At 40.0% G+C, this 20279-nt stretch carries 15 protein-coding genes and 4 pseudogenes; 10 read left to right on the forward strand and 9 right to left on the reverse strand.

Features of this window, described 5'->3' with window-relative positions:
* Positions 1–16: 16 nt before the first annotated feature.
* Together BLW54_RS18880 and BLW54_RS18885 are read right to left on the reverse strand one after the other, a co-directional pair.
* Complete coding sequence (locus tag BLW54_RS18880) at positions 17–682, reverse strand: potassium channel family protein (protein WP_035510373.1); 666 nt, start codon at positions 680–682, stop codon at positions 17–19.
* 28 nt (positions 683–710) lie between these two features.
* A complete protein-coding gene (locus BLW54_RS18885; RefSeq protein ID WP_051744212.1) occupies positions 711–2078 on the reverse strand; it encodes a TrkH family potassium uptake protein in 1368 nt (455 codons plus the stop codon).
* A 166-nt stretch (positions 2079–2244) separates the two neighbouring features.
* On the opposite strand from BLW54_RS18885, the gene BLW54_RS18890 reads away from it, so the two are divergent.
* Positions 2245–2796, forward strand: coding sequence for a VOC family protein (locus BLW54_RS18890; protein WP_244153550.1), 552 nt, complete (start codon positions 2245–2247; stop codon positions 2794–2796).
* 135 nt (positions 2797–2931) lie between these two features.
* Here BLW54_RS18890 and BLW54_RS18895 read toward each other — a convergent pair whose 3' ends face one another.
* Complete coding sequence (locus tag BLW54_RS18895) at positions 2932–4344, reverse strand: LysM peptidoglycan-binding domain-containing protein (protein ID WP_074736255.1); 1413 nt, start codon at positions 4342–4344, stop codon at positions 2932–2934.
* Between the two features lie 117 nt (positions 4345–4461).
* Between BLW54_RS18895 and BLW54_RS18900 the strand changes: the two genes are divergently transcribed.
* Both BLW54_RS18900 and BLW54_RS20300 read left to right on the forward strand, forming a co-directional pair.
* Positions 4462–4980 (forward strand): GNAT family N-acetyltransferase, encoded by a 519-nt coding sequence (locus BLW54_RS18900; protein ID WP_074736257.1) that lies wholly within the window; start codon positions 4462–4464, stop codon positions 4978–4980.
* Between the two features lie 176 nt (positions 4981–5156).
* A pseudogene (locus BLW54_RS20300) lies at positions 5157–5306 on the forward strand (SRPBCC family protein); the annotation flags it as partial.
* A gap of 109 nt (positions 5307–5415) precedes the next feature.
* On the opposite strand, the gene BLW54_RS18905 reads toward BLW54_RS20300, so the two are convergent.
* Together BLW54_RS18905 and BLW54_RS21350 are read right to left on the reverse strand one after the other, a co-directional pair.
* Positions 5416–6240: an alpha/beta fold hydrolase gene (locus tag BLW54_RS18905; protein WP_051744211.1), complete on the reverse strand. Its 825-nt coding sequence runs from the start codon at positions 6238–6240 to the stop codon at positions 5416–5418.
* 982 nt (positions 6241–7222) lie between these two features.
* Positions 7223–7759: a PH domain-containing protein gene (locus BLW54_RS21350; RefSeq protein WP_083391578.1), complete on the reverse strand. Its 537-nt coding sequence runs from the start codon at positions 7757–7759 to the stop codon at positions 7223–7225.
* A gap of 491 nt (positions 7760–8250) precedes the next feature.
* Between BLW54_RS21350 and BLW54_RS18920 the strand changes: the two genes are divergently transcribed.
* From BLW54_RS18920 to BLW54_RS18930, 3 genes are all read left to right on the forward strand, one after another.
* Positions 8251–8511, forward strand: a complete 261-nt coding sequence (locus tag BLW54_RS18920; protein WP_074736259.1) for a hypothetical protein — start codon at positions 8251–8253, stop codon at positions 8509–8511.
* Between the two features lie 147 nt (positions 8512–8658).
* Positions 8659–9270: a TetR/AcrR family transcriptional regulator gene (locus BLW54_RS18925; protein WP_035510383.1), complete on the forward strand. Its 612-nt coding sequence runs from the start codon at positions 8659–8661 to the stop codon at positions 9268–9270.
* 19 nt (positions 9271–9289) lie between these two features.
* The gene (locus BLW54_RS18930) at positions 9290–10771 is read left to right on the forward strand and encodes an MDR family MFS transporter (RefSeq protein WP_074736261.1); all 1482 of its coding nucleotides are present in this window, start codon (positions 9290–9292) and stop codon (positions 10769–10771) included.
* A gap of 91 nt (positions 10772–10862) precedes the next feature.
* On the opposite strand, the gene BLW54_RS18935 is transcribed toward BLW54_RS18930, so the two are convergent.
* Positions 10863–11666: an alpha/beta fold hydrolase gene (locus BLW54_RS18935; RefSeq protein ID WP_074736263.1), complete on the reverse strand. Its 804-nt coding sequence runs from the start codon at positions 11664–11666 to the stop codon at positions 10863–10865.
* Positions 11667–11897: 231 nt separating this feature from the next.
* Positions 11898–12830, reverse strand: a complete 933-nt coding sequence (locus tag BLW54_RS18940; RefSeq protein ID WP_074736265.1) for a S66 peptidase family protein — start codon at positions 12828–12830, stop codon at positions 11898–11900.
* A gap of 637 nt (positions 12831–13467) precedes the next feature.
* Between BLW54_RS18940 and BLW54_RS18945 the strand changes: the two genes are divergently transcribed.
* From BLW54_RS18945 to BLW54_RS20825, 3 genes are all read left to right on the forward strand, one after another.
* On the forward strand, positions 13468–14118 hold the full coding sequence (locus BLW54_RS18945) for a helix-turn-helix transcriptional regulator (RefSeq protein WP_074736267.1): 651 nt from the start codon (positions 13468–13470) through the stop codon (positions 14116–14118).
* Positions 14119–14292: 174 nt separating this feature from the next.
* Positions 14293–15396, forward strand: coding sequence for a threonine synthase (locus BLW54_RS18950; protein ID WP_074736269.1), 1104 nt, complete (start codon positions 14293–14295; stop codon positions 15394–15396).
* 161 nt (positions 15397–15557) lie between these two features.
* Entirely contained in the window at positions 15558–15695 is a 138-nt protein-coding gene (locus BLW54_RS20825; protein ID WP_167358840.1) for a hypothetical protein, read from the forward strand.
* 309 nt (positions 15696–16004) lie between these two features.
* Here BLW54_RS20825 and BLW54_RS18955 read toward each other — a convergent pair.
* Positions 16005–16453: pseudogene (locus BLW54_RS18955) on the reverse strand (DUF1569 domain-containing protein).
* A gap of 191 nt (positions 16454–16644) precedes the next feature.
* Positions 16645–17870: pseudogene (locus BLW54_RS18960) on the reverse strand (IS110 family RNA-guided transposase).
* 478 nt (positions 17871–18348) lie between these two features.
* On the opposite strand from BLW54_RS18960, the pseudogene BLW54_RS18965 reads away from it, so the two are divergent.
* Positions 18349–19636: pseudogene (locus BLW54_RS18965) on the forward strand (IS110 family RNA-guided transposase).
* The last annotated feature ends 643 nt before the right edge of the window (positions 19637–20279 follow it).

Raw genomic sequence — 20279 nt, forward strand, 5'->3', positions numbered from 1 at the left:
CATTTGATATAAATAGTTAGCCTTCCACCACAAGGTGTTTTTCGAAACGGTTAATATCCTTATCGGCTCCGATGACAATCAGCACATCGCTTTTGGTTATTTCTTCAGCGGCCATCGGGGAGACTATGACCTCTTTGCCTCTTTTAATGGCCACAATATTACAACCGTACTGAGCGCGAATATCCAGGTCAATAAGGGTCTGGCCTCCCATTTTCTCCCCAGCTTTAACTTCCACGACACTGTGATCATCGGAAAGCTCAATGTAATCGAGGATGTTGTCAGAAATGATATGGTGGGCAATTCGCCGGCCCATATCTCTTTCCGGATGGACCACTTGATCGGCCCCTATTTTATTTAATATTTTTTCGTGGTAATCGTTTTGGGCTTTTACGGTGATCATTTTAATGCCCATTTCCTTTAGAATTAAGGTCGTCAACATACTTGCCTGTATGTTATCACCGATGGCTACAATGACGTGGTCAATATTTGTAAACCCTAGTTCTTTTAGGACAAATTCATCCGTAGAATCAGCCATAACGGCGTGTGAGACGATCTCCCTGTATTCATTCACTTTGGTTTCATCGAGATCTAAAGCCAAGACTTCCATTCCTTCACGGCTGAGTTCTTTGCAGATGCTTCCCCCAAATCTCCCAAGACCGATAACGGCAAAAGTTTTTTTCATGATGATCACTCCTTGAGTGGTAAAGGTGTTAGCCAATAATCATTGGTTCTTTTGGATAATGATATTTATCTTTGATGACTTTTCCTCTGATAATGAATAAGAAAGAAAAGATTCCGATTCGCCCAATAAACATAAGGGTAATAATGATGAGTTTCCCTGACAGATGTAGTTCAGGAGTTATTCCCATTGATAATCCTGTCGTCCCGAAAGCAGAACAGGCCTCAAACAGTATTTCCATGAAGGAGAATTGAGGTTCGAAATAATTCAATAGAATAACAGCTGTGGCTGTTATGGTAATGGCGGTATTAATGACAATGAAAGACCGGAAGATATCATCCGGGTCAATTTCTCTTCTAAAGATCCGCACATTGCTTTTTCCACGAGCATAAGCGATGACACTCAAAAGGGTGATGGCGAAAGTAGTTGTTCTTATCCCGCCCCCTACGCTGCTTGGGGAAGCCCCTATGAACATGAGGACACAAATCACAAGCAATGTAGGTGCACTGAATTCTGCAACATCCATGGTGGCAAGGCCGCCATTTCTCGTCGTGACGGATTGGAAAAGCGCAAAGAAAAAGGCCTCGTGCCAAGATTTATCTGCAAAAAAGTGATTCCGGTCAAGAATGTAGATCAACACTGTCCCAACAACCACTAACGCACCAAATGTGATAGAAGTGAGCTTCGCAAACAAGGAGAAATTGTGAAAGCTTGTCTGCTTATGAGTCAGGTAATCTTTGATTTCTATAAGAACTGGAAATCCTATAGCACCGAGAGTTAACAAAAGAATATTAATAAATTGAACAAAATAATCATTTTCGAACATCACAAGCGACACACCAGTGATATCAAAACCAGCATTTGTGGTGGCACTCACCGAAGCAAACATTCCCTGAACGATCGCCTCTCCTACGGTAGGAAAATATTGAGTGAAATAAATGCTGAGAATGATCGCTCCTATACATTCAATAAGTATGATGATGAGAAGAATCTGCTTGATTAGCTTAACCATCCCCGCAAACGTAGAACGGTTCTGATCGGTTTTTATCAGTTCTCTTCGCTTCAAACCTATTTTCTTCCCTAGCATTAACCATATAAATGTACCTAAGGTCATGACTCCTATGCCCCCGAATTGCAGGACAAACATTAATACAAAATATCCAGGTGTATTGAATGTATCCGCTGTTGAAACGACAGTAAGGCCAGTGACACTGACGGCACTAACTGCGGTGAACAAAGCGTCTATGAAACTTAGTTGGACGCCTTCTTTATGTAGAAAAGGTAAACTTACTAACACAGTCGATATGATTACAGCAGATGCATAGAATAGGACGATGATTTGGAATGGAGTAAGCCTGTCAAAGAAATTGGATCCATTCTTTTGTATAGAGTGTGCCATCTTGAATCTCCTTAAAATGGTTTGAATTCTGAAGTTACATATGGATTCTATATGATGCGTCTTCATTTGGCAACCACAGTTTTGAAGTGTGGGGACATTCGAAAGATGAGGCATTTAAAAGGATTTGGCTGTTCAGTTGTGGAAAAGAGGAAACATAGGTTTGCGGATGGATGAAACGCTCGTTGAATTTAGGGGGAAAGACTGGGGGGCGCCGAAGGATCGTTTAAAAGGGAAGGAGTGGAGTTGGGGAATGCAACCTGTTGTACCTGATTATATAAAAAAGGAGAGAGGCGTCATGTTTCAAGTGGGTAGTGTATTTATTCCTGTGACGGATCTAGGAAAGGCAAAAGAGTGGTACATCGAGCATTTAGGAGTGGAAGAAATTGATTCATGGGAGGGGGGAGTTGGTTTTTTCTTTCCCCAAGGTTCTGTTCAGCTTGGTTTAATCGAAGTTGACAAGTCGCAGCCTACGGAATTTAACGTAAAAAAGAACCAAAAGAATGTGTATTTTAATCTTGTCACCGCGGACATTCATTCGGCTTACAAGGAACTCAATGAGGCCGGGGTTCTTACGAGTGATATGGAGGACTTCGGCGGAATGAAGTGCTTTGACTTCTACGACCTTGATCAGAATACATTTAGTGTCGTGGATGAAGACCCCCGCTCTCCTTTTCATAAGGAAAATGTGAAGAAACAGCAAGCAGGGTTTTTGAAATAATAGAATGTGCTTTCCTTTAAAGGGAAAAATTTGATGCAACAGTCTAAAAAAGTCAGCCGGTCCGTCTATCTATGATCGTTATATCCATCGAAGGATATCGTTTAAAAGACAAAGAGTGCGTACCTGGGCAGGTGGTTATTGTTTACGCACCTTAAAATGATGTTGTAAGATCGGCCAGTTTTGTGGGAAGGGAATGCCGAGCGCCCAGTAACTTCCTCCTTTTAAGCCATATTGTTCAATCGTATCGTATTTGGCCTGTATACTGCGGGCATCCTCGAACCAGACTTCATGCTGTTGATTTTGTTCGTCTGTGTAATGGAAAAAAGGGGCCTGGTACTCTTCGTTGTATTCAATGGTTGCTCCGTATCGAGCAGCCAGCTGGACGGCTTCCTGAGGGGAGACGGTTCGGGCATTTGTTCCTTGCACCCATGGAATCTTCCAGTCGCGCCCATATAAGGGTATTCCCATATGGATTTTATCACGCGGGATGACGGTAACAGCGTAATCGAGCACTTCTCTGACGTTATTTATGGGGGCAATCGCTAAGGGAGGGCCGCCTGCCCATCCCCATTCATAAGTCATCAACACGATAAAATCAACAATTTCTCCATGGGCTTTATAATCATGGGCTTCATATAACAACCCTTGCTGGTTTTCGTGGACTTTAGGGGCAAGCGCGGTCGATACCAACCATCCCTCCGGTCTGAAACGGCTGACTACTTTCCTCAAAAAGGCATTGTAATTCTCTCTGTCTTCTGGATAGACGTATTCAAGATCAAAGTTGACCCCTTGGTAGCCTTTGGATTGGATAAGGCCAGATACGTTTTCAATAAATGTGTCCTGAACAGAAGGATTTCGTAAAAAGGTCGCAGCAAGGTCTGAATCAAAGTCGCCTCTGACAAAATTGGTGACTGTTAGGAGCGGGTCAACATTCTGGGCAGACGCCGCCTGTAAAACCGCCTCATCGTTTAATTCTGTAAGAGTTCCATCCTCTTGAATGCTGTAGGAAAATGGAGAGAGGTAGGTGAAGTGATTTCCAAGGGCGGCTACTTCCTGAGCGCCTGCCGCATTGGTTCTGGTGATATAGGCGTTGATTTCCTTCACAGGTCTTAAGGGAGATGGAATTCTTATGGGCATGCCTATAGGAATGAGCGCTGGATTCTGAATGTCATTCGTTTCCACTAGTTGTGAAACAGAGATCCCGTACCTGTTGGCGATCTCCCATAGGGAATCTCCTTGCTGAACCGTTTCATTTATATAAGGAAGAAGCAGCATTTGGCCGATATAAATGAGAGAAGGGTCTTGAATATTGTTCTTTTCCGCTAGGTTTTGAACGCTTACGCCGTGACGATTAGCAATCGTCCATAGGGTATCCCCTTGCTGGACAACATACTCTTTATTTCGTTCAGGGACGACGAGTGCCTGACCAATAACCAGCACATCCGGATCGTTCAGCCGATTTAATAAAATGATTTGAGGGAGATCAGCGCCATAACGTCTGGCCACCTGCCATAGGGAATCCCCAAATTGTACGACATGAATGAACATCTCGTCCCTCCTTTTTTACACTTTTTATGAAGGTATGCATCCAATACCTGTCCCTATGAACGTTTAGATCGTATGAAATGTTATAAAATAACGAGATCGATAGGAGGGGGTAACGTTGTGATTCGTATTTTACCAGCCGGTCCCAATCATGTAGATAGCATTGTCCGTGTATGTACGGAAGGAAACCGTGCCACGTACGCCGGTATTTATCCTGAGCATTATATAGAAGAAATTATTGAACAATTTTATACACCCGCACGCATTTTGGACGAAGTAATACCTTCAGGAAGAGAATGGGGTGGGTACATGGTAGCTATAGAGGGAGATGAAGTCATTGGCGCCTGCGGGGGTGGGATGGTGGATAAAACGGAAACAGAATTGTATGTTCTGTATCTGGACCCTTCCAGACAAAAGGAAGGGATCGGCACCATGCTCCTCGATACCTTCACCAAACAGCAAATAGACCTGTACGGAGCTACGAAGCAATGGGTGTCTGTTCAAGAGGGCAATGACAAAGGGGTCCCTTTTTATGAAGCACGCGGGTTCATTTTTTCACATAAAGAGCCTGGCTATGGAAGTGAAGAAGCGAAAAAGTACACCTCTTTGCGTTATTGGCGTGACCTTGTTCAGAAATAGGGGTCGGTTTACAAAAGGGATGAGGTTCCGCCTCCTTAAGGGAAAAATAAAAAAGGAGCCATTATAACGAAAAATCTCTCGAGCACATACTGGGAAATGAAACGGACATTCGCTGTTGCACCAGCTCGTGTTTTTGATGAATGGTTGAACTCGGAGTTGATAAGTAAATGGCTCTCCAGGAAATTAACGTTCCCCATAAGGAAGGATGGACTGATGTTGAAAGAGCGCTCGTTGAGTACCATGACGGACCTGAACAGGGTTGGAATTTGATGTTCAGGGGGTTGAAAGAACTGCTTGAAACAGGGAAGATTTCCTACAAAGGATAGGTTGAAAAAGTCCAATAAAAAAGAAGCGCTGCTCTTAAGCGCTTCTTCTTTGTTGAGTTATGATCATACGTTTCTGGGGAACCTGTAGCAACGAACCCTTTCAGTGAACTCATTGATTTGTATAAATGATGTTGTCTTCGATTTTTGTTACATCCATTTCCCCATGGGAATGAAGAAAAGAAAGGGCCGCTTCATTGAATACATCCGGCTGGTCTAAATTGACGACATGACCGCTGTTAGACAAAATGAGGATGGATGTATTGGAAAGGCTCTTAGTATCTTTCATGATATCTTTTTTGAACATATGGTCATCTTTTCCTGTCACATAGAGTTTCGGAATGTGTGAAGCCTTTGCTTCTACATTTTTGAAAGTGTCGGGCACCGTATAAACAATGTCATACCATCCCAGGAAGTCCTCCCGCTTCATCTGGGAAGCCTCATGGATGAAGGCATCCCTGGAATCTTTATGGTTGTGATTCGGCATGAGAATTCGTGCACAGAGGGAGTATAACCATAAATGAGGGGTGACATTTTTCAAAAGGGTCCCCCATAGAAGAAGGAATCTGCCGACTATATTAATACGTGTAATGGATCCCCCTAAAACAGCAGTGGCCACCCTATGGGGAGCAACTTCCAAAATTTTGTGTATAATCACAGATCCTAGAGAAATGCCGACAAAGTGGACTTTGTCCACACCGATTTCATCCAGGACATCGAGTATGTCTTCCGTTACATGTTCAAATGAGAATTTTTGTTTGTAACTGGCCAGGCTTGGAGAATTCTTGTGCCCGGGTAAGTTGACGACAATGAGATTGAAGGACTTTCTAAAGGTCTTCAGTTGTGGAAAGAAGATGTTGGCACTGCCACCGATCCCATGCAGAAAAAGGACATACTCCTTAGAAGGATCGTTCCCTAATACTTTATATTCTAACAATGGATCACCTGCTTTTTCTTCGATGCCTATTCCTGATATTCACCGATATTATAAAGGAAAAGCAAGAGCGTGGCAAAGAATAATAGGTTGGTAGTTTTTACTGGCTTCCCGTTTTTCTCATTTCTTTGACGAACAACTGCCCTATTTCTAACGCCTTCTCAATTCTTCAAACACCTTCATATTCACTTTTGACATCTGCTCCTTCCAGTATTTTTTAGTACTCTTTCCCTTCTATTAAAAAAGCAAAGGATGAGCAAAGATTTGGCCAACCCGTCTACATTTTCAGTTTTGACGGGAGGTGCGAGTGGGTTTGCGGATTTGTTTTCTCATGGAAAATGAGAGACCTGCGGATATTTTATAACGCCATGGATCATCCACTTTTTCAGATTCCTAACACATGGAGGTGTTCGAAATGTGGGTAGCGATTATTGCCGTTCTAACTACGAAGCTCTTATTCTATCATAAAATGTCTTTTCCTATAAAAACATGTACGTATACATCGATGTACACAAATATATTCCTGCACGCAATGAGACGAAGAATCTAGAGCGGTTCTTGCCCATGTTGTCCACGTTCGTCTCCTGAGCGGGAAGTGATTGTGGTGGATGATGATTTGCAAAAGGAAACAAAAACAACCACGTATCCCGGGCCTTTCCATAAGGATGATTTTTTGGTTAATCCTGGGAGGGATTTGGCGAATCTTGACGAAATGGTTAAAGGTGGAAGGAAGAAGTTTACCCAGAGACCTTCTCAATCTACCTCCAGATGATTAGGGGCAGGTGACTTGTTGTTCTTTTTTTTTACATAATGGGGATGTATTCTGTGATGCCCCGTTCTTGTTGATTAATTCGGAGGAATGAACGGCAGGGAGGAGCATCCCTTTTCATTTAGAAAAATATTACTTGTTGATAGAGGGGAGTGCGTTCTGGCTCTACAAAGGAGTCAAAAAATGGTCCATGGGAGTAGTTGAAAACAGAGGACTTCAGCCATAAAGGCGCTGAAGTTTTTGGTCCATTTTTATTTGCGGGTTTTCCTTTTGTAAAGCTTGAATAAACTCCCTTTTATTCCTAGGGGAGAGGTTTATAAAATCGTAATGGCCATATAGGATTTCCAGCTTGTTCCGTGTCCATGAAGGGGCTGAGGATAGGCTTTTTGTTGTATTCACTTTCGTGATTTTGGAGATCTTAATTTTTTTCCTGAATGGTCCAGAATAAATTTTAATATGACCGTTTTCGATTTTATACCCAGTGTCAAACCAAACCCACAGAAGGAACAAGAGGAGGAGGGCTGTGATGACATAGCCTAAAGGATCCCGGTAAGAGATCAGTTGAAAACCGATGGGTTCACCACCATACAGGTAAATGAAAAGAATAAATAGAATCGGCCCCCAAGTCAGTACATAAAACCAAAAGTCTTTCTCTGGAAATACGGAGTGATCACTCCTTTTCCCCTTATATATACGGGTGATGAAGTTGGAAGTTTCGGATGTTTCTGAACGATTTGAGTGATCGATTTCCAACTTAAGTCGTAGAAGATATCCTACGGGTACCTGAAGCCTCTTTTAAAGGAATCCGCTATTCTTAAGATAGTACACAGGAGGAGGATAGATATGGAGTCAGTTCCATTAAGAACCTATCAGAAAAGTTTTATACAGATGTTCTTGGCGTTCCCTTATTGGAACAAAAAGCGGGTGCCTTTTTTCTTAAGGTTGGCCGCAGCGTACTGCCATTTATCAAGGGAATCAATGGGGAAAAAACATGCGATCATATTGCTTTTTTGTCTACATAAGGGGTGACGTCCAGGGAGCATGATCCGGTTGAGCGTCTGCACGAAAATTTATTGGAGAGGAAGAAACAGACAGCTATCTTTTGGTTGTTGAACCAGGACGAAGGTGGATCTTTTCGAAGAAAGTTCCTCCTGCTAGAAGTCGTAATAAGTAACAAAGGAATCATCAGAATGGAAGAACAAAGGCATTTGTCTTTGATTCCTCTCTAAAAGGAGGCGGAATGTATGCAGGATATTTTGGCCATTTGGTTGGATGATCAAGAGAATTTAGGAGTGATCGAAAAGAAGAGTGATCCATTTGGCTCTTCTTTTCATCCGATCAAGAGAGATAGAAAAACAGGAGAAATCCTGGTGATCAACAATCTCTGGTACACCACTTATACAGGTGCACGCCACTACTTTCGCCTAAACACGAATGAGTTCCGTGTGTGTGGTCGGATGCATAAGGTAGATTTGAATAATACGAAGCTGAAACAACCATCTTAAATCGAAAAAGGACAAACGTATGTAAAAGCTTTTCAAAAAAGTGACAATGTGTCACTTTTTTTGTTGACTTTTTCTTCTTCAGGGTTTAGGATAGCAAAGTATCAATTGTATGTGACACTGTGTCACATTGTGGGGAGAGGATAGGATATGCCAAAACAGACGTTTTTTAATTTACCTGAAAATAAACAGCAATCTTTATTGGAGGCTACGAGAATCGAGTTTTCCAGAGCTCCCTTACACGAAGCCTCTATTTCCAACATTATAAAAATGTGTGGAATATCGAGGGGCAGCTTTTATCAGTATTTTGAGGATAAAGAAGATGCGTTTTATTACTTGTTAAAAAATCATTCGAAGCAAAGGCAAGAGACGTTTATTGCTTATCTTAAAGAGTCAGAAGGCGATATTTTTGAAGCCACAACCAGGTTGTTTGGACTGATTTTGGAGGAGTTTGAAAAAGAGGAAAATCGCTCTTTTTTCAAGCATGTGTTCTTAAACATGAATCATAAAATTCAAAGCACATTTACAAACGGGGAAACTGAAGATAAGTTTCTAAGGTATTTAAACACTATTAAGGAGTACATTGATCAGAAGCAGTTAAACACGGAGGATGAAGAGGAACTCTATCATGCTATCCATCTCGTACGTATGTTGATGTTTAACAATATCATCAGGCATTTTGCGAAAGGATTATCCAAAGAACAAGCAATGAAGAATTTCACGATTGAACTGAACCTTCTGAAAAGAGGGATCTCCATATAGGAAGAAGGAGGAATAGAAAATGGCTGAAATTAAACAGCAGATGGATCATACAAAAGAAGAACAGCCGATTAATCGAATAGCGATTGTATCGGTATTATTAGTCAGTGCTTTTGTAGCCGTTTTAAATCAGACATTACTGAATACGGCTTTACCTAATATTATGGAAACATTAAATGTTTCAGCTAGTACATCTCAATGGTTAATGACAGGATTTATGCTCGTGAATGGAGTAATGATCCCGATTACGGCTTTTTTAATAGGGAAATTTACGACAAGAAGCTTATTTTTCACGGCGATGAGCCTTTTTACCTTGGGCACAGTGGTGGCAGCTATCGCACCTAATTTTCCAGTATTGCTGGCAGGGCGCCTAATTCAAGCGAGTGGGGCAGGTATCATGATGCCGCTCATGCAGACCGTTATGTTAATGATATTCCCGGTTGAAAAACGAGGGGCCGTGATGGGGATGGCAGGTCTTGTCATTGCCTTTGGACCTGCCATTGGACCGACACTTTCTGGGTACCTTGTTGAAGAATACTCATGGCGTGTACCATTTATGGTTATTATTCCAATTGCCCTGGCTGCGATTGCCTTTGGTGTTTTTGCTCTTAAGAATGTTACGAAACAGACGAACCCAACGATTGACATTACATCTATCATTCTATCAACCTTTGGTTTTGGCGGACTTCTCTATGGTTTAAGCAGTGCGGGTAATGATGGATGGAGCAGTGCAAATGTATATATTGCAGTCATCATCGGTGTACTATCACTGGCTGCGTTTATCATAAGACAATTCCGTTTAGACACACCTATTCTGGAATTCCGAGTGTTTGGAAACAAAATTTACTCCTTGGCCGCAGTCATCAGTATGATCGTGATGATGTCTATGTTGGGAGCAGAATTGTTACTTCCCATATACATGCAAACAATGCGTGGATTTACAGCGTTTGAATCTGGACTAATGCTTCTACCAGGTGCCATTGTTATGGGCGTGATGTCCCCTATTACGGGTAGAATTTTTGACAAAGTAGGGGCTCGCTGGTTAGCCATTATCGGCCTGACGATAATTGCAGGGGCAACCTTGGTATTCACGAACTTGACAGCAACCACGAGTTACTCATTTATTTTAGTTATTTATGCGATCCGGATGATGGGAGTGGCGATGGTCATGATGCCTGTGTCCACAGCTGGTCTGAACCAATTGTCTAACGAATGGATTCCTCATGGTACAGCCATGAACAATACGATGCGTACGATCGCAGGATCGATTGGCACAGCGCTTTTAGTTACAGTCATGACCAATGCATCAAAAGATTATGAACCTTCAGCTGGTGCCACGCGTGAACAAATCATGTCCAATTCTATGATCCATGGAATCGATGTCGCTTTCATGGTCGCAACGATTATTGCGATTGTGGGGATTCTTTTATCCTTCTTCATCACGGGTGCGCCGAAAAAGGAAGAACAAGAACCGGTAACAGAATCAGGCTTACAAACCAACTAACAGACTATTACCATTAAATAGAAAACCGGTCGTTTCGGAAAGAGCTTTCTCCGAAACGACCGGTTTTTTATAATTTATCTAGGGATTTTATTTAAAGGGAATCAATGAACTTTGTTACAACATTATTGAAAGTATGGGGTTCTTCTAAAAATGGACAATGACAGCTGTCTTCGAAAAAGACGAGGCGGGAATGATCGATTTGTTCTTGAAGGTAGTGCCCTGCTTCGACCGGGATTAGTTTATCCTCTCGGCCGAAACACAACAGAGTTGGCACTTTGATGTCCTTGAATTGCTTCCGGTAGTCGACCACCGTCTGATCGAAAAGGATTGCACTTGCAATCGATGCCGGGACCTTCGTTGTTTCTTCAAGCATCCATTCCAATTCTTTTTTAGGTAACTCTTTCTTGAACATCAGGGGAATGAAATGCTTGAGAAAACCGTCCTGATTGTTTTGGACTTCTCGCATGAGATGGATCAATGTTGGGAAATCAAAAGCCCCCATAGGGAAATCATCCCATTTGAAGTCAGAGGGTAATTCATCAACGATGACCGTTCCTTTGATGTTTTTCTCACCAAATTGTTGGAGGTAATCCCAGACAATGAAGGCGCCCATCGACCAACCAATAAGGACGACGTTCTTCAGCTGTGAATGTTCAATGAAACTATGTAAATCCCGTGCGTAATTAGCAACGGTATGACCATGATGAACCTTGGAAGATTGACCATGCCCTCTTAAATCGAGTAAAATCGCTCGATAATTCTTTCTGAAATAATCGGCTTGTTTTTTGAAGAAACGACTGCTCATCCACACTCCATGAATGAATAAGACTACTGTCCCATCCCCGCCATCTTCATAATACAAATCTACTTGATCCTCCACGTTGAAATATGGCATGGCTAAACCTCCCTGATGATTAGATCATTACCTTTCATAAGATATGCATTGTTGAAAACATATAGTACGAATGCATTCCACCTGAAAATGGGATATTCCATCCAATTTTCAGCGGCGGAAGCAAGCGTTTTTTATTCAATGGTCAAACACTCAATTAGTAACCTAAGGTCGTTTACTAGATATGGTGTGTTTGAAGCAGATGATCAAGTCAAACCATAACCATTTGTTTTTTCAGTAGAAAGAAGGAGTCGTAGTAGGGGAGAGAACGGTTAGGGTGTTATTGAATGTATTCAAGTTGACCATCGCCCCAATAGGAATGGCTGTTTTATAAGTGCCATGTGCGGTGGTTAGATTAGTCATAAGCGGCTTACCTAAGGGGACTATAAATTCGTTAATCAAATCCTCGTACGTCTTCCCATAAGATTCATCACACTCTGTGCATTCGCCCATAACGATTCCAATACAATCCCGGAATTTCCCAGACATTCTTAATTGTTCAATATATCTAAAAATTGTATTAATGGGTTCATGTGTATCTTCAAGCAACAGGATCTTTCCTCGAGTATCTATTTCAAAAGGAGTACCAATAGTGCCAATGAGTGATGTAAGATTACCGCCAACAATAGGCCCAGTGACGTTCCCTGGTATTCTGCTCTTTAAAGGAATGTCAGGGGGAGTTTGTATTTGTCCAATTGGTGTAGAGGAGGAAACGGCAGAAAAAAATTGATTAAAATTATAATTGGGGGTATTTGGATTGAAATCAACAAGCATAAGACTTTGAAAAGTAGTTAAATGGGCAAATTGATACAATGCATTCAATAACACCGTCATGTCACTGTAACCACTTATAATCTTTGCGTTTCTCTGTATAAATGAATAGTCAAGATAGGGAAGTATTCCAGCAACTCCTACTCCTCCCCTGGAAGGTAATATCATTTTCACTTGAGGATTGGCAAACATGTGCATTAAATCCATAGCGCGTTCTTGTTCAGTACCTGCTAAGAAACCATCTCGGGCGTAAACATTACGGCTAAGGATTGTATTAAACCCTATATCTTCCAACATTTTTACACCTGTCTCAACCTCGTTTCTTTCTGGAGGGCTTCCCAATGTGACAATACCGATCGTATCTCCACGCTGTAAAGCAAATGGCTTGATGGGCATAGAAAAACTCCTTTCCATGATCAAACGTCATCCTAAAAATAATGGATTTAAGAAATCCTGCCGCCATACTGAATCATGTTGCTCCCTAGAAAATGAGATAAAGATCGGTAAGGGATATAAGGGAGTTACTGGACGTTGCTGTCATCACTTAACTCCTTGATATCAAAGGGCTGGACCTTTATTTCTATTTTGAATGGAAATATCCGAATTTTAGTGACCCTTTTTCATCTATATGCAAAAAGCCCTAGAAGAATTAGCATGAATCTTTGAATAGTCCTTAAATATCCCGAAACTGAGTCCTCAAGTTAAGGGAAGGATTTAGGAAGACTTGATCTCGAGATAATGGGTAAGACTCACGCTTAGAAAAGGAGATAATTAATGTGTAATCCCCTGGAATTAAAATTAATGGAATGAGAAGCAGTACTCCTAAATAAACCTGACTTTATAAAAAAATCTACGCAAACTAATTTTTTCGCCTTTAACATATAAAATTTTATATGTTAAGATGGATTAGTCAATTGGAATTTTATATCCTTCTAACCCTAAATACGATAGTAGAAGCTGCTCTGAAACTATCAAAAAAGTTGATCGGATCTTTATATAAAAAGGTATGAATTAATAGGAGAGGTAGAGTGACATGGAAGAAAGGAAACAAATATTGCAGAAATACATTCCTTTAGCAAAATCTACGTCTGAAATGTTTGGACATCATTGTGAAATTGTCATACACGACTTAACAAATCCACATGCTTCCGTCATTTTTACAGTAAATAATCATGTAACGGGAAGGGAAGTTGGTCAATCCTTTGATCATCTCGTGAGCACGGTATTACAATCAAAAGACTTTAAAGAAGATTACCTGGCAGGATATACATTTGTTACAGAAGATAAGCGTACCATTCGTTCTTCAACAACGTTAATTCGTGACTTCAATCAGAAAGTAATCGGGGCTTTCTGTATCAATTTTGATGTTGAGGCATTACATCAAATACAACAGTTAATGAATACATTCTTACCAACACCAGATGTAGGGGAAGAGAAAGAAGAGAAACGAAGCCCTGAGGTTGAAAATGTGGAAGAAATCGTTGATGGACTGATCCATCAAATTATTCAAAATAGTGCTCATCCCGCTATGAAACGTCATGAAAAAGTTGAATTGATTCGATTTATGGATGAAAAAGGTATTTTTTCAATGAAAGGATCTATCGATAAGGTTGCAGATTTATTAGGCATTTCTAAGGTCACCGTATACAGTTATTTAGATGAAATCAAAAATAAATCAAATTAAGGAGAAAAAATGAAAAGTATTTTTAAAGTAACCGGCTCGTACGGTCTTACCAAAACAAATAAATTACTTTTGGATTAAAAATTGAAATGGATACCAACGTATATATAAATTTTTTTGGAACGAGCATATAAAAAAATCTATTATATATAAAAATATCTAAAGGGTGGATGAAGGATGGAACAATATATTTGTAATAATTGTGGAAAAAAGCATGCTATCACATCCGTTATATGGAAATGTACGTGTGGCGGTTTATTAAATTTGGAAAAAGACACTCCTAAAATAAATGTGGACTCATGGAATCGCTATCCGAACTCATTATGGCGTTACTTAGAAACCATGCCATTCCAAAAGGAATCAAAGACATGGAAATCCATAACAATGGGAGAAGGTCAAACCCCTTTAATTGTACTAGACACTCTTGAACCAAATACGTATGTAAAAGTTGATTATATGATGCCTACTTTATCCTTTAAAGACAGAGGAGCTGCAGTTTTAATGACGAAGGCGAAAGAATTGGGGGTCTCAAAAGTTATTGCGGATAGTAGTGGGAATGCTGGCACTGCCATCGCAGCCTACGCTGCACGTTGCAATATAGCTTGCGACATTTATTTAAGGGATGAAACGTCTCCAAAAAAAATGGCACAAGTAAAAGCTCATGGTGCCACGATCAAGAAAATTCAGGGGTCACGAGAAGATATTGCAGAAGCTGCCCAACAAGCGGTAAATGAAGAAGCAGTTTTTTACGCAAGTCATGTATATAATCCTTACTTTTATGAAGGAACGAAAACGTATGCCTACGAAATTTACGAGGAGTTGAATGGTGCGCCCGATACATTAATTATTCCTGTTGGTAACGGTACGCTTCTACTAGGTGCATTCTATGGTTTTAAAGAGTTACTTGCCAATGGCTTAATCGATAAAATGCCGAAAATTATTGCCATACAAGCAGTAAACTGTTCCCCGCTAGTAGAGGCTTTCAACAATGGGGATTTATCAGCCCAGCGTGTTATGAATAAAGACACTTTAGCAGAAGGGATAGCTATAGCAGCACCAGCGCGTTCCCCGCAAATCTTAGAAGCTGTACGCGAAACTAATGGTGATTTTATAACTATTGAAGAAGATGAAATTCTGAGTGCCCGCGCGAAACTTAGTGATAAAGGTTTTTATGTTGAAGTGACAACAGCCGCAAATTATGCTGGATATTTAAAATATAAGAAAGAACCAGAAGAAAAAATAATCGTACCCCTTTGTGGCGCAGGAATTAAATCAAAATAAGTACTTTCATATCCGAGGAAAGGATTGCACTGTGACTAGCTGCTTCCTTTCCCTATATTTTTAATAATTATAAAACTTATGGTGCGGAAGGTGGCCCAATACTGATTCATGCACTTGGAATAAAAGAGCAGCTTGTTAAGAAAGGTGTAGGAGAGATGGCAATGAAAAGAATGCCACCATTAAATGGAGCGTTGCGGGGCCTTCTTATGCCTGTTACTAATGATAAAGATGAATACAGCAGCCCTTTCGTATTTATGAAAGAGTTAAATTTATTTATTAATGGTTCTTATCTCTTTTGACCATTCTTTAGGACCTAATACACTTATAGGCGAATGGATATCAACAGGTATTTGGTACTTTTTCGTGGCCTTTTTCTAGGTGGAACCTAAACCAAAAGGGATATTATAAAATGAACTAAGATAACTTATTTAAACAAAGAGTGAAAAGAATCCTGCTCAAAGTCGAGTATTCAACGGGGGCAATTGTTTAATAGAATAGAGCCTCAGCCCTTTATTACATAAGCACAAGGGATATCAGGGCAATAAACTATTTAACTGACGGAGAAAGTTACTTTAATAAGATGGTACGATATATTTAAACGCCTGTCATTAGACATCAAATTGTTTTAAATGGTGGTCAAGATGCTTGTAGATTCCTTTTCCCCATTGTTCGGAAGTAAGTTTTCCGAAAAAAGGATGTGGATGATCTGTACAGGCCTCTGGTCCATTCTTTTGAAATATTATTATTTTTTGTTTCAGTTTTTCACTTTCTATTCCAAAATCTCTTTTACATGTAATTAAAATGGTTGGAATAGTCGACATATTGTGGTCTAAAGGTTTGTCATTATAAAAGATGGGTTTTGCAAATCTACCTACTAATAACCCTAACCAACCTCTTGGGGGGAAAGAATATCCCATTGCGATATCTTGGAAAGATGAGCAATGAGCTAACATTTGAGAGACATCCATTTTCCCCATTTTGGTTGTGAATTTACATTTAAGTTTTCGATACGATTTAATATTTCATCGGTATATGTGATTTCAAAAATATTATTCATTAGAATACCCCTTTAGTTTTTCATTTTAAACAAAAAAGGCCCTTGATTATTTAATATATAATTCAACGTCAACGTTATTTTATCCTTTTAACTACCATGAAAATTAACTTACTCAATATCAGTAAAAAGACAAAACTAAAGAAGACGCAGCACATTGTTTTTTAAAAGGAAGTGCGCCCCAATTCAAATATCTATTGAAGTTGACTGGATGAGTTTAAGATGCTTCTGGTTCTACAATTGAAACAGTGTTCTAGTCTTCGTAGTGAATGCCGAATAATAGATTGTTGTTTTTGCTTATCAAAATAATCTTCTCCTAAATCTACATACATTTCTTTACGGGTTAATAGATAGTAAGAGATACGTAATATCGCATGAGCGACTACAATTCCTGCTCGTTTTTTACCTTTTCGTGCAGCAGTACGACGATAAAGTGCGCCAAGATAATTCTTTGACCCTCTGACAGAATGAGCTGCTTCAATTAATGCTGATTTTAAGTATTTGTTTTCATTCTTAGTTTTAGAGGATTTCCGTTTTCCTGCACTTTCGTTGTTTCCAGGAACTAACCCTGCCCAAGAACACATTTGGGATACACTAGGAAATTGATTCTTAACATCTGTTCCAAGTTCAGCAAGCATTTGTTCAGCCATTCTAGTTGAATGGAATCTAAGCGCTCTACATCTTCTTGATAGATACTTACCCTAGTTGCTACTTCTCGATCTAACATCTCAATTTGTTCGGTTAGGAAATCAATATGGTTTAAAATAGTCTTTATCATGAGACGTTGATGATCACTAATATAACCTTTAAGCGCAAGCTTAAGTTCGTCTTTTTTCTTTTTCATTGTTCGTCTTGCAAAGTTAGCTAGTGTTTCTGGATTGTCTTCGCCTTCGGCGATTGCATGAAGCATATCACGAGCTGATACTCCCATAACATCGGAAACAACAGAACCAAGTTTGATATTAGCTCCTTCTAAAACTTTTTGAATCCGATTATGTTGTCTAGCACGCTCTTCAATGATGCTTCGACGATAACGAACAAGTTCACGTAACTCTCGTTGGATTCGGTCTGGTATAAAACTAGCTCTGAGTAAACCGTGGCGTAATAGTTTGGCAATCCATTCAGCATCTTTACATCTGTTTTACGTCCAGGTACAGCTTTAATATGTTGGGCATTCACAACTAAAAACTCAATATCTTCTGCTTCTAGTAAATTGACAATAGGTTTCCAGTAGACACTTGTACTTTCCATTGCCACATGGGTACACCTATGTTCCTTAATCCAGTCAACCAATTGGATCAAAAATACCGTTTTAGTTGAAAATGTTTTTAATCTCCTTTCCTTCTGGAGTGATGATACATGCAGTAATGTTGTCTTTGTGGACATCCATACCACAGGCTTTTTCAATGATGACATCCATTGAAATCATCCTTTCTACGGCAAAAATTTATTGGAGGCTGGTGCAACAACCAGAAAAGGATTAATCTACCATGAGTGCTTCCCGTAAGGGAGCGACAGTCTGTGATGCACCGTGGTCGAAGGAGTCAGACTAACGGAAGGGCTCTAACTCACCAAAGTTGATCGACCTTCCTCATCCAGCCGTAGAATCAGTATAGTCAGATCAAGTCCATTTTCATTCTCTGTGGTGTAGCACTGGTCTTGCGCTACATGAATGACTAACGGGTACTTTAGTTTAAAATCTGTTTCAAGATATCTCGGAACAAGTCTTCAGAGACGGGGCAATAGCTGCACAGTGGCTATCGCTTATTGTGCTAACGGGCAGCATTCCTGTTATGAAGAAATATCGTATTTCACCAAAAAATGATCTCTTGGTATGATAGATATGTCCTGTAGCTGGCCAGCACAAAGGACAAACTCATATACCAGGAGGCCACGAAATGAATTATAACCAAAATACGAAACTTGCTCAAATAACTTCGCAAACTCTAATTGTAGGCGTAGATATTGCGAAACACAATCATGTCGCACGAGCTCAAGATTTTAGAGGTATAGAACTAGGATCATCTCTAACATTCGAGAATACAAAAGCAGGATTCAATAGCTTACTTGACTGGATTCAACAGTTACTTACTGATCATAATATGAACCAAATCTTGATTGGTATGGAACCTACCGGTCATTACTGGCTCAACCTAGCTCATTTCTTAACGGAGTAGGATATCAAGTTCGTGGTCGTGAACCCTTCACATGTGAAGAAATCGAAAGAGTTGGATGATAATTCACCTACAAAGAATGACATCAAGGATGCGAAGGTAATTGCACAATTAGTGAAAGATGGGAGATACGCTGAATCAAACATTCCGCAAGGAGTTTATGCAGAACTCCGTGGGGCCAAAAAAATTCGCGATCTTCTATCTGTCGACCTTCAAGTGGTGCAGGGACAAATCCATAACTGGATTGATCGGTAATTTCCCTGAATTATTAACCGTGTTTAAGAATTGGGAAGGTAAAACAGCTCTTCAAATATTGAAACTTAACTTACTTCCACATGAACTTATGAACCTCACAGATCGAGAACTAATGATGCACCTTCGAAAGACAGTCAAACGTGGCGTAGGCTTAGAGAAGATGCAGGAATTAAAGCGAGTGGCTGGATGTTCAGTAGGCATTCGTCAAGGTTCGGATATGGCTAAATTAGAACTCCATACCCTGTTAGAGAAGTATCAATTGATCCATCAAAAGTTGGAAGAGCTTGAGTCCAGAATGGACTCTCTACTTGAACAGGTGCCTGGCGTGCAACAAATGCTTGGAATCACAGGCATAGGAAGAGACACTGTGGTTGGGTTCTTTTCAGAAGTCGGAGACCTTAGCTACTACTCTCATCCCCGTCAGATTATAAAGTTAGCAGGCTTGAATTTGAAAGAGAATACTTCAGGACAACATAAAGGTCAGACGAAAATTACAAAGCGAGGCCGAAAGAAATTGAGAGCCCTTTTGTTTAAAGTCGTCATGCCTCTTGTCGCCAAGAATTCTGCTTTTAAATCCCTACATGAATATTATACGAAACGACCCAACAATCCTCTTAAAAAGATGCAATCCATGATTGCCTTGTGTAACAAGCTAATAAGAATATTGTTTGCCATTGGTAAGAAACAATTTGAGTTTAGTGAAGAGAAGATGTTAAGGGATATTCCTCATATGAAAGAATTGCAGACAGCAGCTTAGTTTTTTGGAGTCTTAGATATTTTAGTTATGGAGACATTTGGAGCACGGATTAGTCAGTCAAACCAACTATACTACGGACGTTGATCCTGTCGGGCAGCATTACTGACATCCACCTCATGGAAAGGTTGTACGAAGGAATTTTAGAGCATTGACTCTGTGAGACATGGGAGGGTTCACCTCCATGAGAATTGTGGACATCCATAAGTGCACTCATAATTCAGTCATAACCCATTTTTTTAAAAGATAAGCAATTGGGTGTAAACGGTCAGGCTCTAAAAGTAAAAATTAGACATAAATACAACTTAATTCCATTATTTAAATAAGGAATCGATATGGATAACTATGAAATTCTAAGAAAACCAGAGAAATCGTAAGATTGTCCATTCTTTATAGAGGGAGGATAGCTGAAGACTCCGTTTTGAAATAACAGACAGTTTGAGACTAAATTAGATTAATGTCGTATATGTAATGTATGGATAATGAGGGGAATTGTTGAAGTAGAAGAGGTACTAATTAGTCTATGAGCAATGTAATCCGGCTTTTACTAAAGTTTTATAATTAAATGAAGGTGATAATGTAAATAATAACCTACTAACATGCCAATTAGTAACTCAAATGCAAAAAATTATCCTGCCTTTTGTGT

Origin of the sequence: Halobacillus karajensis (assembly GCF_900108515.1) — a bacterium.
Lineage (GTDB): Bacteria > Bacillota > Bacilli > Bacillales > Halobacillaceae > Halobacillus > Halobacillus karajensis.